Genomic DNA, 14,771 nt, shown 5'->3' with positions numbered 1-14,771 from the left:
AAGGAAAATACAGCAGTGTGGTTAAAGGTTTAAATACGATAAAACTTTTTTGTATTAATTGTGTTAATCGCGTTAATTGTATTCGTATTATTGTTGATTCATTAATTCTGCAAGTGTTCCCACGCTTCCAGGAGCATGTGTTCCTGCAGACAACTGGTTGAATAATTCAATGTTTTTGGCGTCGTCCAACAATACTGATGATCCGACTCCGTAAACCTCATAATCAGGGTTTGTCCAATAAACTGTTCCCGTTACACCATCTTTTCCTGTAGCTTCTTTAAACGCAAGCCCCATGTTTAGTAGTGTTCCAGGATTTGAGTTTTCGTCTAACATTGCTGAATCGAGAGATGCTTTTGCAAATCCTTTTACGGTTCCAAAATTTGTAAGTGTGCTGCTAGATAAGGCTTTTTTCATTATTGCGCTTATCACCATGCGTTGTCTTGCTGCTCTACCAAAGTCGGATTGTGGATCCGCGTATCTCATTCTGGAAAAAGCTAGCGCAACTGTTCCGTCTACGCTATGGCATCCAGCTGTCCAATTAAGACCACTGTATGCATCATTTACAGTACGGTTATAGCATAAATCTATTCCGCCCAGAGAATTTACAACTTTTGTAAGTCCTTCGAATTTTATTTCTGCTACATGATCTATTTTGTGACCAGTTATTTTTTCGACTGTTTTTGTTAAGGCTCGTTTTCCAATATCTTGCGCAACAGTGTTTATTTTCATTTGCTGACCATTTATTGAAACAAGCGAGTCTCTTGGAATTGATATTAAAGAGCTGTGTCCGCTCACAGGTTTTGTTAGTACAAGAATAGTGTCTGTTCTAAAGCCTGTTATCTCTTTAGCCTCTTCGCCTTCTCTCTGGTCTGATCCTAGAATAAGCCACGTTGTTTCTTGAGTGTCTTCTGTATTAGTCAACCACGGTTCGCGTTTTATTTGTGAATCAACCCAGTTCCAAGATAACGCTCCACACACTCCTACAGTAATTAAGAGCGTTACTAACAATAGAGTTAAGTATTTTAAGAAATGATGTTTTTTTCTATAACCTATAGGGTTATTAGCAGGATTATCAACTGATTCTACATCGTCTGGTTTTTCAAAGATTTCATTAGACGTTCCTATATAAGAGTCAGGTGAAATCGTATGCGATTCGGAATTTGAATATGCTGTGCTAATCGGTTGCACATTAATTGATGGTGTAGTATTCGATATTTTTGGATGACTTGTGTTACCGTTTTTGCGCGATGTTGGTGCAAAAGATGGTGCTTTTTGGTTGATTTGTGAGTTTTGATTTTCTACTTCTTTAAATTTATGATTCTGTTTAGGAGGAAAACTCGGTATTGCATTCACATTATTTGAGCTTGAATTGTGTAAATAATAGCCATTTTTATTTTTTCTACGATTAGATGGTGCAAAACTAGGAGGATTATTCTGATTCCCTGAAGCGTCTTCTGGACGTTGCTGGCTCATTTATCCTCCTGTAGCATAACTCGTATGTGTTTGCTAATTAATAATTTCTAATCGTATTATCTCAATGCAATAACTAACAATGGCATTATAAAGCATTGTGGTTATAAAGCAGTGTCGAAAATATATTTTCTATATTTCTTATTATTTCCCTTTTGGAACTGCGCAAATAGTGTTATTTAAGTATTTATCTGCAATACCCATGTAATGCCCAGTATTTGGATCTCTTATTGTTCCATCATCTGGATCAACTATGCCTCCACTATTTGGGTCTATTAGTCTACCTAATTCGTCTTTAGCTAATCCAGTTTTTGGATTAATAGCGCTAAGTTTTCCTGCTGGTCCGCTACTTGTAGAATCGTAGGAACCTGTACTGTTCGTATTATCCGAATCGTCATTTGAGGCATTGGAATCTTTAGAAGTTGATTTTTTATCTTTTTTAGAATTTTTCTTTGTAGATTTTTCAGACTTACTTTGCTTAGAGGCAAGATGCTTAGTAAGTGGTTTATTTTCTCTCATCAATTCCCAAACGTCTTCTGCACTGTCGTCAAGAATAACACGATTCTCGTCAGCTGGATCAGCTGTAATCGGTATTGTTTGTGCATAAATATTAGAAGTATTTAACTTGTGAAGGCTTGTTGCTAATCCAACCAGTGTTGCAGGATTTGCTAATCCTTCGCTTATATTAAGTGATTTTAGAGCAGATTTTGCAAGCTGATATAGCTGTCCTGATTGTGTGAACAAGTTTTTAGACAATGCTTGATGAATAAGCTGTTTTAGTAGATATTGTTGACGCGTAGTTCGCATAATATCTGAGCCGTCGCTTGCAGTATCATGTCTCATTCTTGCATACTGTGTTGCTTGAACACCATCTAAATGCTGTAATCCGTGCTTTAAATTAACTCCAGTGTAGTAATCTTTAGTATCTACTGGAATACACAAATTTACGCCGCCTATTGCGTTAATCATGTCGCTTAGACCACTAAAGTCTGCAACAATGAAATTAGTTATATCTAATCCAGTAATTTCATTTACTGTTGCAAGAGTGCACGATGCTGCAGATGCTAAATCGCCGCCTTTAGCGTATCCAAGAGCAAAAATAGAATTGAACATCACTTTGCGTCTGGAAGGAATTTTTCCATTAGTCGTATTGCATGATGCTGCTTTAACCATTGAGTCTCTTGGAATAGAAACAATATTTATATAGGATCTGTCTGCGCTGATTTGAACAATCATTGCCGTATCTGATTGATGATTTTCATCTTCGCCACCGCCCTGAAAAGCACGGTTTCTGCCTTCTCGAGTATCTTGACCAAGAACAAGAATGTTGATTGTTTTACCAGCGTTAGGGTCTACTGCTTGAACTTTTTTGCCATCTTTTGTAATCATGTTAACAACACGGGATTGTATTGTAGACGAAAAATCAAGCCAAACAGCTGCTATGATTGTAGAAAAGAAGGCTAGAATGGCAACAATAACAATAGAAATTAATTTACGAGAATTATCTAAAATATGATTGCTTAAGCTATGATGTGGAGCTGAGGAGTCCCAATAGTTAGTTTGGTACCGGCGGTCTTGTTCATAGCGAGAGGCTGCCATGCTTCCTTCTTTCGTAAACACACATATGAGCCACTATTATAGTGCATTCTATTGAGAATTATCTAAACATGCATAATACATACCCCTTGCGTACACTATTATGTATGGATTCATTAACCGCTGAGACTGATACGTTTGAAAATAATGTTTTACACGTTTTTTCAGCTTTAAATCGCAAGCAACCGCGCGAAGTTGATTCGTCGATTATTTCAATAATGAGTGTTGAGAGAGATACGCGGTTTTATGAAGACACTTTGCAAGCTTTAATCAATCAAACTGTTCTTCCAGGAACTATTGTTGTAGCTGATTGTGCTAATAGAGTAGAAAAAGAATCTGTAACATCTTTTAATGTTCAAATAGAACCAACAACATTATCTGGTCTAATTTCTAGCGCAGATTTTGTTAGTAATTATGGTGTTGATTTTTCTAACAACAATCAGGGTTATATACAGGAATCTTACGCAAAGATAAAGGTTATTGTTCTACCTATTAAATCTGCAAAATCTTTTGGCGATGCGGTAGAAAAATCTTTGAGAAAACTTTTACCATTGCAAGGCGTTAAATCCTTGTGGCTTCTTCACGACGATTCAAAACCTTGCGATAACAAGTGTCTTGAGGCTTTAAGAGAAACATGGAGAAATACACCAACAGCTTGTATTCTCGGTGCAAAACAAGTGGATTGGCAGGGTAAGATTTTGCACAATGTTGGCATGTATGCATGGAAACATAGAGTGCATTCTCTTACTGTAGAAGGTGAACCAGATCAGGAGCAGTATGATTTTCGTGGAGATGTTTATTCTGTTTCTTTGGCTGGTGCTCTTGTTTCTCTTAGCGCATGGCAAACAATGCGAGGGACTCAACCTTGGTTAACAACGTTTGAAGAGTCTAACGATTTTTGTAGGCGAGTTATTTTAAGCGGTGGGCGAGTAGTTGTTGTGCCAAAAGCTCGCATAGCGCATAGAAGAGCGCGTTTTGATGGAATCCGCACTCGAAGTGGAGAAGAAAGACCTGTTGAAAAATCTAGTATTTGCTACGGTTCTGCATATTCGATTATGGCAAAACAAAGATATTTGTACACGGATATTCGTGTGATTATGTGGCCAATTGTTTGGCTGTGTAGCCTGCCTATGTCATTAATTCGCGCCTTGCAGTCTTTGTTTGCTAAGCAACCATATGTGGCATTCATGCACCTTATGCTCCCGTGGATAGCATTAGCGCAATTTCCTAGAGCTATTTTTGCTAGAAGAAGAGTATCTAGAGTGGCGAAAGTGTCTTTGAAGAGGCTTTCGTCCCTTATAGCAAGTCGTAGCCAAATTACACGTTGGAAAGACAAGACTGTTGCTTTTAAAACTCAAAAAAAGGGAGTTATTTTAAGTCCGCTTGCAAGACGACATTTGCATAAGCGAATTTTACTTCGTTGGAGTGCTGCTATTTTTGCTTCTTTGCTTGTGTTTGCGGCTGTTATGCTTCTTTATGGTGCTCCTATTAGTAAGATTTTTTCTGGATCCTCGCTTTATTCAAGCCAATTGCTTCCTACTGGCTCTAGTTTTAATCAACTTTTTAATTCTGCAATTGGATCTTATATTCCAGATGATGGTTTTGCCTCTGCAATACCTCCATCTCCTCTTCTTATTATTTGGATGCTCGCCTCTATTGTGTTTGGTGGCAATACAATCGCTGCAGTAAGTGTTATTTTCTTCCTTGCAGCTCCAGCAATGTTGTTAAGTTTTTGGGCGCTTGCAGGAGTATTTACTCGTTCCGATATTGTAAGAGTTTGTTCTGGTATTTGTTGGACAATGATTGCAATGGCATTTGGCATATTCGCTAGAGGCGACTTACCAATGCTTCTAACAATGGTGTTTTTGCCAGCAGCATTTGCGTTTGCTTTCCACGCTGTAGGAATGTATGTTACAGAAGACCCAGTGCTTCCTGTTCCATCTATACAATGTGCTGCATGCGCGTCGTTATGCTTTATGATTCCTCTTGCAGCTTGCCCTCAGCTTATCCTACCTATGATTGTTATTTTCGTAGCATCATTGATAATGGTTCGTTCACATCGTTTTATGCTAGCGCTTATGCCTATACCTTCTGTGTTGGTTCTTCTTCCAACTCTAGGTAGTGTAGTTCGCTATTTTGAATCTGGAATGTGGCGTCAGCTTTTTGCGACTATGGCTGTTCCATCGCAAAAAATCAATGGTGCTCCTAGAGTTGTCAACTATTTAGATGTTTTACTTAGAGCTTTCAATATTGATTTGAATCATTTTTCTTCTCAATCTTTGCCTATTATGCAGCTTCGCGGAATCATAATGATTGTGTTTGCTGTTCTCGCTTTGTTAATGGCTTTAGCTTCTCTTGCTCTTCCATTTGCTTTAAGAACTTCTAGAATGATGTGGGTTGTGATAGTAAGTGGTATGGCTCTTTCATTAGTTGCATCTCGAGTCGTTATCGCAGCAGATTTTGATGGTCCTATATCTTCTAGCGTTCTTCCAGGTGTATGTTTAAGCGCGCTTGGTGTGCTTGCTTGCATGTGCATGGTCGCTGGTAAAGCTGTTCATCGTTTTGAGCCTTTGCGAAGATCTAATATAAATATTGATAATAATCCAGACGATTATACGACGCGCGTTTCTAAGCGTGCTGCTATTAGGCGCTCTGCTAAAGCGATGCTCCGTAAGATTATTCATCTTGCTAGAGGAATTTTAGCTTTTGGTATTTTTGCTGTTGCTATTCTGCTCGGATTATTTGCTGTAACAAGTGGTCCTTTAACTTCTGTTTATGCAAGTGATAACGGTTTACCAATGGTTGTTTCTGACTATTTAAGGAAGAATGACTCTAATCGAGTCCTTGCTATTAAAGCAATAAATAGTCGTGAGCTAGATATTTCACTTATGCGAACTGTTCGCGGTGATCTTATTGATCTATCTCCAGCATTACAAGTTCGAGATGTACTTTACGGGTATTCTCCTAGCAGAAACACACTATATTATGCAGCTTCTAAGCTTCTTTCTCATGCAGACGATGAGTCTATAGAAACTCTGAAACAGCTTGGAATAGGTGGAATTTATATTGTTGACGATTCCATAGCTAAAACTAACTTATCTGCTAACAATTCCATCTTGTCTTCTGATAGTACTTCTAATAAGGAGGCTACAGAAAACCTGATTGCGAACGTTAATGCTTCGGATGGTACTCAACTTGTTGTTTCATCTGATCACGGAACATACTGCCGTTTTGATGTTGATAACAGTAAAAAAGCTGTTTCAAAAACATCGATTTATAGTCATTCTCGTCCACTTTCATGGAGAATGCCTTGGTTTATTGTTTTTGCTTTAGTCCTATTATTGTATTGCTTAGTAGCGTTGCCGCGTTTTAATAATAGCAATTTAATAGAGCGTTTAGATGATTAGTTAGATGATTATGATTTATTAAACGAATAATATGTCAGGGAAGATTTAAATGAAGTCGAATAAGAATTCTAAAAATAGTCATCGCCATGCAGAAGAGTATGCTTCTGTTAATCCTTCTACTCGTTTTAGAAGATTCAAATTATGGTCATTGTCGCTTTTAAGCGCTGCAATACTAGTTTCTACTGCTGTTGTAATATCCTACACATCTCCGTTTAAACATATTATGGATGATCCTATTTATCCGAATGGAAGTGTGGAAAAACAAGTAAGTTCTACTAATTTTCAAACGGTTTGCCCGACTAGAGTATCTTTGCCAGATTTAGCAAATTATGGCGATAGTGAGTTTCAAGAATCCGAAGGTGATTTAAAGTCGGTTGCGCGATATGCATCCTTTGGCAATGTTTATAAATCCTCGGTACATGGTTTAAAAGATTCTGGGAATTCTAAAGATTTAGTCAATAAATCTTTTACTAATGCTTCTAATTTAGATGATGATAGTAAAGCTTATTTTGTTGAAAATAATGTAGATAAAGATTCTCAAATTTTAGAAAGCAATTTTCTTAATGCACAGTCTGGTACTGGATCAGTTGCTTCTAGTGTATCTTGGGCAACAAATGGGGATTTAAAAGGTTTGTCTGCTACTTCTTGCGTATCTCCATCAATGCGACAAAACTTTATTATTCCGCAAATATCGGAAGGTGTGTCAATAAGATTAAATTCTATTAATCTTTCATCAAAACCAACTGTTGTGAGTGTTAAAGCGTGGTCAACAAGTAGATCAGGTGCTCAAATGAATCTATCTACTGGAAGTACTTTTACTGTTCCAGCGCATAGTGACTCTTCTTTTAACATTTCTGCCGCAGCCGAGAAAACTAATGGGCTGTATATTCAAGTTTCAAGTGACCAAGCACCAGTTTCATCTTTTGTTAAAGTCGTTCGCGCTCAAGGACTTGTTTCTAAGGGAGTGGATATTATTCAGCCAACAACCTCAGCGTCTAAGGAACCTGTTTTACCCGGCATTACAGATGGAGATCAGGTCAAAGCTTATATTTGGTCTGATAAAAGTGGGAAACTCGATTTATATTGGCTGGATGATTTAGGAAAGAAAAGCATTAAGGAAGTAGATCTTAATGCAAGGCAAGTTCAGGTTGTTGATTTAGGAAATGCTCCTAAGGGAGTTGGCGCTATTTTTGCTCAAAGCACTGTCCCGACTTTTATTATGGCTTCTGTTGAAAGAAACGGTAAAGATGGTCAGAGCGATATTGCTTTTGTTAATGCTGTTAATCCTATGACTAATAGTGCTTTTGTATCTCCGCTTTCTGCAGATGAAACTTCGTTATATATTGCAAATGGTTTAGTGGATAATTCTCACGTAACCATAAATGCTTATGATTCTTATGGGATAAAGGTATCTTCTAAAGTGGTTGATATTAAACCTTATACTGTTTCAACAATATCTGCAAAAGATATTAATCCTAAAGCAATTATGTTTACGCTTAAATCAAAGTTTGGTGTATCTTTTGCTTCTAGGATTCAAAATAATACGGTAAATAGCGCGGGACTTGCAGGAGTTGCTTGGATTCCTTCTAAATCGCTTGATCCTAACAGAATAAGTGTTAAGGTTAGAGCAAATCCTGCTATTGTGAAGTAATTTATTTAGTAAACTACTTTAATTATCTTTACAATCCCCAGTCTGGGTCTATTTCTTCTGGTCTTCTGCCATACAATTCTGCTAGTCGTTGGACCATCTCATCTCGAATGGCGTATTGTAATTCTGCGCGACTAGTAACATGTGTGCATAGCGGCAGCCTGTACAATACGATTCTAGGTGGTATTCCTTTGGAAGCTGGAAATACTTGAGACATTATTCTTTTGTTGCTTTCCCAAAGTACTGGTTGAGATGGTGGGACATCTTCTACAGCAAACTGCACGCCTTTTGTAAGATTAGACCATGATCCATTAAGTCTTCGTATTTGACCAGCTACCATTGAGTCAAACATTCCGCTTGCTGTTCTGTACCGTGGTAGTCTTGTGCCAAACATTGGCATTCTCATTCCTCTGCCGTGTCGATTTTTATATCTTCGCTGTTCCCATATTAAAGACGTCATGCTTTAACTTTATTTGTATGCTAGGGCAATTTGACAAACTCATAGTGGAATAGTTAGTGAAATAGATGGTGAAATAGATGGTGAAATGAGTGGTCTGCAAAACATGCAAGACACGTTGTAGTAAATATGTTAATAATATGGAATACTTGAATTGCAAGGTTTGTACAGGAGGCAAGTGTTGGAGTCTAATATTCATGAGTGGAATGAGCAAGGACTTTGTGAGTATCTTGTATCGTATTCACTTATTGGTTTTGATTTAGACAATACTCTTGCTTGTTCAAAAAAGCCTATGACAAGTGGAATGCGTACAGTTTTTGGTGATTTGATAAATAGGTTGCCTATTGCTGTTATTACTGGCGGTGACTTGCGACTAGTTAAAAGCCAGATTTTAAATGTTTTACCTGCATATACAAGACTTGATAATCTACACATTATGCCGACTAATGGAGCAAGCTATTATCGCATTTCGGATGGGCAATTGTACTGCATTTACTCGCATAATATTTCTGACGATGATGCAAATCATGTTATTGAAGTAATTATATCTTGTGCTAAAAAAATGGGTTTGTGGAAGTGTGATTCAGATGAAAAACTTTGGGGGAGTCAGATAGAGAATCGTGGTACGCAAATCACTTTTTCAGCTTTAGGTCAACTTGCTCCAGTTGAATTTAAAAAACAGTGGGATCCTAGTGGAATTTTAAAAACTACTTTAGCTCAAGAAATTTCTAAAAATTTGCCTGATTTTTCTGTGCGCGCTGGTGGTTTTACTAGTGTTGATATTGTCAGCAAAGGTGATAATAAGGCTCAAGCTCTTAAGGCTCTTTCTTCCTATTGCCATATTCCTTTAAATAAGATGGCTTTTGTTGGAGATCGGATGTATGAAGGCGGTAATGATTACCCAACATCTTTAACTGGAGCTTTGGCTATTAGAGTAAAAGATCCTAGTGACACATTTAACTTGTGCACTGGAATGTTAAAACATCTTAATTCCTAGTGCGCTGATGTTTAGCCAATTTTCTAATTCCATAAATATTTTCAAATTTTAAAATAACCTTTAACCACATTGACTTAATTTTATTGCAATTACATTTTGTAATATTTATCGTCGATTTTATGCTTTTAAAAAATCTAACTCATAAAATAAATGGGCTTATTCTTAACATTTCTTGGACGAGTGTTTTTAAAACCATGGTTAATCTTATTCTTCCAGTTGGCTGCGCAGGATGTGATCTTCCTGATTGCGTTTTGTGCGATGATTGCACGAGTATGTTTAAAGAATGGCATAAGGATCCTTTGATAAGCGTAATGTGTGGAAATATTTATTCGTGCTCAACTTATGTGGGTTTTGTAAGAAAATCCTTGTTGTGTTGGAAGGATCATAGTAATCAACTTCTCGATAAGCCTTTTTCATATTTGGTTTCTCGATTAATAATCAAAGTTATTAGTGATTATAAAAATAGTTATGAAAGTAATTGCAAAAATACAGATGAAAATATTATTGAAAATCTTATTATCGTACCAATTCCATCGTCTTCTAAATCACAAAGAAAACGCGGAAGAAAACACATGGATCCTATTGCTAAATACGTTTCTAAAAATCTTAAAGAATATGGTATTAATACGCAGGTTGTAAAAGCAATCAAAATGGGCAAAATAAAAGTAAAATCAGTTCAAGTTAAAGGAAGTAGGGGACGATCTTTGCGAACCACAAAAGGGTTTTTAGTAGACACAAGAATAGTGCCAAAAGGATGCAAGGTAATACTTTTAGACGACATTATCACTACAGGATCTACGATGAAAAATTGTGTTGAAGCATTAAAAGATTGTGGTATAACAGTTTTTGCGTGTTTTGCTATAGCAGGAGTATGGTCAAAGGAAAGTGATTTATACGGATTATAATAACTCGTTATTTGTTATACGTAAGCGGTAGTGTAATCTCAAAATTAGCTCCACGCTTATCATCAACAACTTTTACAGTACCGTTATGCAATTGTGCAGCCCATCTTGCAATAGACAAACCCAATCCTGTGCCACCAGATTCAGTTCCAATACCTTGGCTTCCCTTAACAAATTTTCGGAAAATATCAGCCCTATCCTCCTTAGGAATCTGGTTTCCAAAATTAATAACGTTACAAACTAGAGTATTCTTCTCATGATTTGATTTTGCTGTTATAAGAATCTTAGTATTGTCTGCAGAATGTTTAATAGAATTAGACACAACATTAGTAAACAATTGCGATAGGCGATTTTTGTCCCCAACAAGCGTAATATCATTTTCGACATTAAGACTTATATGATGATTATGCCCAGCATCCGCTATTTCTATAGGTTCAACAATACTGTTAAGAAAATCTTTAAAATCGAACTCTGTAATAACAAGACTTTCTGCACCAGCTTCTACTCTAGACAAATCGAGTAGAAAAGTGATTAAATCAGCCAACTTGTGAATCTGATTTAGAATAGCCTCCATATTCGACGGTGTTGGCTCTACAACTCCATCAGCAAGATTTTCTACCATAGCTTGTAATGCACTAACAGGTGTTCTAAGCTCGTGGCTTACATTAGCTATAAGATCACGCCTCATATTATCAGCATGCTCTAGTTCTTCAGCCATTTCGTTAAAAGCTAGAGTTAGTTTTCCAACCTCGTCTTTTCTATTCTCAATCTGAACTCGCACGGAATAATCGCCATCTGCCATTGCTTCGGAAGCATCTCGCATTTGTCTAAGCGGAGCAGTTAATCCTCTGGAAAATGCGTAAGTTATACCTAGCGCTACAGCTAGCGTTATAGGCATTGCAATCCATCCGCTTAACCCAACTTTTAGAAGAAACCAAGCCATTACAAATGCTATAGCTGTTGCAACAACAATAATCGCAGATAATTCACCTTTTAAAGACGCAAAAAACCCTATAAAACGATTAGGGTGCAAAGCAGATTGCAAAGTGACCTCAGAAAAAGAATCGACTTTACCTACTTTATCAACAGAATTGTTATTGTTATTTTTATTATTTCTAGTTAAATATTTGGTCATAATCTTCATCAGGTGGCTCAAAAGCATAACCTATTCCATGTATTGTGCGAATCCAAGAAGAACCAATTTTATGTCTTAAAGATTTAACATGTGAATCAACAGTTCTAGTTCCAGAAGCATCTGGCCAATCCCAGACTTCTTCTAAAAGTGTTTCTCGTTTTAAAACATCATGAGGATGCTTTGCAAAAGTAGTCAATAAAGAAAATTCAGTAGGAGTAAAATGAATTTCTTTACCGTTAAGAGTAACAAGCCTCTGTCTAGGGTCAATAATCAAATCTCCAAACTTAAATAGAGCGTTATATTGCGCTCTATTTGCGATTAAAGTAGCTCTTTCAACTCTCCTCAAAATAGCAGCACATCTTGCGATAAGTTCTCTAGGAGAAAACGGTTTAGTAACATAATCGTCTGCTCCAGCGCTTAATCCAGCAAGTTTATCCGACTCAGCATCTCTAGCTGTAAGCATCAGCACAGGAATAGGGTATCTAGATACTATTCTGCGAGTCGCCTCAATGCCGTCCATAACAGGAAGCATGACGTCCATAATTATAAGATCAGGCTTTAAGGTTAAAGCAGCTTTAACAGCAGACACTCCATCAGAAACAACTCTAGCCTTCCAACCTCTGGCAACAATACGTTGCGCAATAGCTGTGGCTAAATCTGGCTCATCCTCTACAACAAGAATTGTTCGAGGAACACCTTTTTCTGATGGAGTGTCCAACATTTTAACCTAATTCAGATTCCTAACTTAAGTTATTAATTATCAACTAACTACTTGCTGACTGGCTTAAGGAATACAGCTCCAAGCGCTGGAACAGTAATCCTTGCAGAATATGGTCTTGAATGATACTCTTCGGCAGCGGCTGTGAATGTGCCATTGTGAATATCAGAACCACAATACTTAGCGTCGTCTGTTGTAAGAACTTCTTCCCATTGACCACCCTTAGGCAATGCCACTTGGTAATCTTGCCAAGCTTGACCAGAGAAGTTAACAACCACAACAATTTCTTCACCGTTATCACCAATACGGATGTAGCTTAAAGTATTGTGATCAGAATCGTCGCTAGTAAGCCACTGGAATCCGTCTGGCGTAAAGTCTTGGCTCCAGAATGCTCTAGAACTCTTATACAAAGCGTTAAGATCTGCTACCAACTTTTGTACACCTTGATGGAACGGCCATTGAAGCTCATGCCAATTAAGCGAATTGTTGAAGTTCCATTCGCAAGACTGACCAATTTCACCGCCCATAAACAGGAGGTTCTTTCCTGGGTGAGACCACTGATATGCCAAAAGCGCACGAAGGCCAGCAAATTGCTGCCACTCGTCTCCAGGCATCTTTCCAAGAAGAGATCCCTTGCCATAGACAACTTCATCGTGGCTCAAAGGCAACACATAATGTTCGGAATATGCGTAAACCATAGAGAATGTGATTTCGTTGTGATGCCAACGGCGATTAATCGGCTCTTCCTTAAGGTATTGCAAAGTGTCGTGCATCCAGCCCATGTTCCACTTTAAGCCAAAGCCTAAGCCGCCCATGTCTGTAGGAGCAGTAACGCCTTGATATGCAGTGGACTCTTCTGCAATCATCATAATTCCAGGATTATTCTTGTATGCAGTAGCGTTTGCTTCCTTAATAAAGTCAATAGCCTCAAGGTTTTCGCGTCCGCCATACATGTTTGGACGCCATTGGCCAGCTTCACGGCTGTAATCCAAGTAGAGCATAGAAGACACAGCGTCTACACGCAAAGCATCAACGTGATACTCGCTAAGCCAGAAGCAAGCGTTAGCAACCAAGAAGTTACGAACCTCGTGTCTGCCAAAGTTAAATATGTACGTTCCCCAATCTGGGTGCTCGCCGCGGAGTGGATCTGGGTCTTCGTAAAGCGCGGTGCCGTCGAATCTACCCAAAGCAAAGTCATCCTTAGGGAAGTGTGCTGGAACCCAATCCATAATCACACCAATGCCAGCCTTGTGGAGCTTGTTGACCAAGTACTTAAAGTCGTCTGGGCTTCCAAGCCTAGAGTCAACAGCGTAATAACCAGTCACCTGATAACCCCAAGAACCTGAGAACGGGTATTGGGTAAGAGGCATAAACTCAACGTGAGTAAAGCCTTCTTGCTGAACGTAATCAACCAGGTGATCTGCAAGTTCGCGATAATTATCGTAATCGCGATTCCAGCTATTTGCCTGAACTTCGTAGATGCTTACAGGACCATCGTGAGCATTAGTCTTTGCGCGATGTTCAAGCCATTCGCTATCGTGCCATTTAAATTCGGAATCAACAACAACAGATCCAGTATTAGGTGGAAGCTCATGAGAGCGCTCCATAGGATCTGCCTTCATAATCCAGTTTCCAGCTTGAGTCATAATCTCAAACTTATAAACTTCGCCTGCACCTACTCCTGGAATGAAAAGCTCCCAAATACCGCTAGATCCAAGAGAACGCATTGCGTGGCGGCGACCATTCCAATAGTTAAAGTTGCCAACAACTCTTACAGCGCGTGCGTTTGGCGCCCACACCGTAAAAGCAGTTCCAGTAACTTTTTTAACCATCTTGCCTGTTTCTGGGCTAACAAGACCCCAAGAATCGGTAATGCTTTTAACATGAGCGCCTAAAGCTTCCCAAAGTCTTTCGTGTCTGCCTTCGCCAAACAGATACATGTCCATATCGCCAATCTGAGGCAAGTAACGGTACGGATCATCATCTACAGACTCAGTTCCATCCACTTCCACAGTGCGAATACGATAGCTAGGAACAGACCACTCTTTGCTCTTAGAATGCTTTGTGGCAGGAACAACAGCAGTAAAAATACCGTTGTATTCGTGTTTGGCTTCGTATTCTCCGCCCTTAGTAAGAATTGTTACCTTCTTGGCCATTGGTCGCAATACGCGAACCGTGGCAGTACCAGCGCCTTTGCCAGTTCCGAGATGTCCACCAAGGACCTCGTGTGGATTGTAGTATTCTGCGTTGCTGACCGCAGCAAGCACGTCCTGACGGACAGCCACTGCGATTGCATCTTCATTGATGTTAGATACTGTACTCATGTTGTCTATCATACAACATTATTTGCGTATGTCTTGTGTGTTTTGAGCAAAGTTTGACTAATCAGTCAAAAAAATACCTTTTCGAGCCTCAAGTCTTTGCCTTATGGAAAACTGAAA

The 14,771-nt window shown here is 38.6% G+C and carries 10 protein-coding genes; 4 read left to right on the top strand and 6 right to left on the bottom strand.

Going from position 1 to position 14,771, the window contains the following annotated elements:
- Positions 1 to 87 precede the first annotated feature (87 nt).
- Both HXT24_RS05695 and HXT24_RS05690 read right to left on the bottom strand, forming a co-directional pair.
- Positions 88 to 1,473 (bottom strand): LCP family protein, encoded by a 1,386-nt coding sequence (locus HXT24_RS05695; protein WP_422119324.1) that lies wholly within the window; start codon positions 1,471 to 1,473, stop codon positions 88 to 90.
- 141 nt (positions 1,474 to 1,614) lie between these two features.
- Positions 1,615 to 3,069, bottom strand: coding sequence for an LCP family protein (locus HXT24_RS05690; RefSeq protein WP_415686250.1), 1,455 nt, complete (start codon positions 3,067 to 3,069; stop codon positions 1,615 to 1,617).
- A 104-nt stretch (positions 3,070 to 3,173) separates the two neighbouring features.
- Here HXT24_RS05690 and HXT24_RS05685 point away from each other — a divergent pair, with 104 nt between their 5' ends.
- The gene (locus HXT24_RS05685) at positions 3,174 to 6,473 is read left to right on the top strand and encodes a glycosyltransferase family 2 protein (RefSeq protein ID WP_422119323.1); all 3,300 of its coding nucleotides are present in this window, start codon (positions 3,174 to 3,176) and stop codon (positions 6,471 to 6,473) included.
- Positions 6,474 to 6,522: 49 nt separating this feature from the next.
- On the top strand, positions 6,523 to 8,124 hold the full coding sequence (locus HXT24_RS05680) for a DUF5719 family protein (RefSeq protein ID WP_422119322.1): 1,602 nt from the start codon (positions 6,523 to 6,525) through the stop codon (positions 8,122 to 8,124).
- 28 nt (positions 8,125 to 8,152) lie between these two features.
- On the opposite strand, the gene HXT24_RS05675 is transcribed toward HXT24_RS05680, so the two are convergent.
- Positions 8,153 to 8,581 carry a metallopeptidase family protein gene (locus HXT24_RS05675; RefSeq protein ID WP_422119321.1) on the bottom strand — a complete coding sequence of 143 codons (429 nt, stop codon included), beginning with the start codon at positions 8,579 to 8,581 and terminating at the stop codon, positions 8,153 to 8,155.
- A gap of 175 nt (positions 8,582 to 8,756) precedes the next feature.
- On the opposite strand from HXT24_RS05675, the gene HXT24_RS05670 reads away from it, so the two are divergent.
- Both HXT24_RS05670 and HXT24_RS05665 read left to right on the top strand, forming a co-directional pair.
- Positions 8,757 to 9,575, top strand: a complete 819-nt coding sequence (locus HXT24_RS05670; RefSeq protein ID WP_410311773.1) for an HAD-IIB family hydrolase — start codon at positions 8,757 to 8,759, stop codon at positions 9,573 to 9,575.
- A 119-nt stretch (positions 9,576 to 9,694) separates the two neighbouring features.
- Positions 9,695 to 10,480: a ComF family protein gene (locus HXT24_RS05665; protein WP_422119320.1), complete on the top strand. Its 786-nt coding sequence runs from the start codon at positions 9,695 to 9,697 to the stop codon at positions 10,478 to 10,480.
- A gap of 7 nt (positions 10,481 to 10,487) precedes the next feature.
- On the opposite strand, the gene HXT24_RS05660 is transcribed toward HXT24_RS05665, so the two are convergent.
- The 3 genes from HXT24_RS05660 to glgB are packed head-to-tail and all read right to left on the bottom strand — an operon-like array spanning position 10,488 to position 14,654.
- On the bottom strand, positions 10,488 to 11,621 hold the full coding sequence (locus tag HXT24_RS05660) for a sensor histidine kinase (RefSeq protein WP_004117611.1): 1,134 nt from the start codon (positions 11,619 to 11,621) through the stop codon (positions 10,488 to 10,490).
- A complete protein-coding gene (locus HXT24_RS05655; RefSeq protein WP_004113162.1) occupies positions 11,593 to 12,333 on the bottom strand; it encodes a response regulator transcription factor in 741 nt (246 codons plus the stop codon). The genes HXT24_RS05660 and HXT24_RS05655 overlap by 29 nt, the downstream gene beginning before the upstream one ends.
- 47 nt (positions 12,334 to 12,380) lie before the next feature.
- Positions 12,381 to 14,654, bottom strand: a complete 2,274-nt coding sequence (glgB, locus tag HXT24_RS05650; RefSeq protein WP_422119319.1) for a 1,4-alpha-glucan branching protein GlgB — start codon at positions 14,652 to 14,654, stop codon at positions 12,381 to 12,383.
- Positions 14,655 to 14,771: the final 117 nt, after the last annotated feature.

It is taken from the genome of Gardnerella sp. DNF00354, from assembly GCF_049262755.1.
Classification (GTDB): Bacteria; Actinomycetota; Actinomycetes; order Actinomycetales; family Bifidobacteriaceae; genus Bifidobacterium; species Bifidobacterium vaginale.
Note: the sequence above shows the minus strand (reverse complement) of the source record. Positions and strands in the feature narration are given on the sequence as shown.

Bases quoted from the DNA above. Each gene is read 5' to 3' on its own strand.
- HXT24_RS05695 (WP_422119324.1), bottom strand. From the start codon at position 1,473: ATGAGCCAGCAACGTCCAGAAGACGCTTCAGGGAATCAGAATAATCCT.
- HXT24_RS05690 (WP_415686250.1), bottom strand. From the start codon at position 3,069: ATGGCAGCCTCTCGCTATGAACAAGACCGCCGGTACCAAACTAACTAT.
- HXT24_RS05685 (WP_422119323.1), top strand. From the start codon at position 3,174: ATGGATTCATTAACCGCTGAGACTGATACGTTTGAAAATAATGTTTTA.
- HXT24_RS05680 (WP_422119322.1), top strand. From the start codon at position 6,523: ATGAAGTCGAATAAGAATTCTAAAAATAGTCATCGCCATGCAGAAGAG.
- HXT24_RS05675 (WP_422119321.1), bottom strand. From the start codon at position 8,581: ATGACGTCTTTAATATGGGAACAGCGAAGATATAAAAATCGACACGGC.
- HXT24_RS05665 (WP_422119320.1), top strand. From the start codon at position 9,695: ATGCTTTTAAAAAATCTAACTCATAAAATAAATGGGCTTATTCTTAAC.
- HXT24_RS05660 (WP_004117611.1), bottom strand. From the start codon at position 11,621: ATGAAGATTATGACCAAATATTTAACTAGAAATAATAAAAATAACAAT.
- HXT24_RS05655 (WP_004113162.1), bottom strand. From the start codon at position 12,333: ATGTTGGACACTCCATCAGAAAAAGGTGTTCCTCGAACAATTCTTGTT.
- glgB (WP_422119319.1), bottom strand. From the start codon at position 14,654: ATGAGTACAGTATCTAACATCAATGAAGATGCAATCGCAGTGGCTGTC.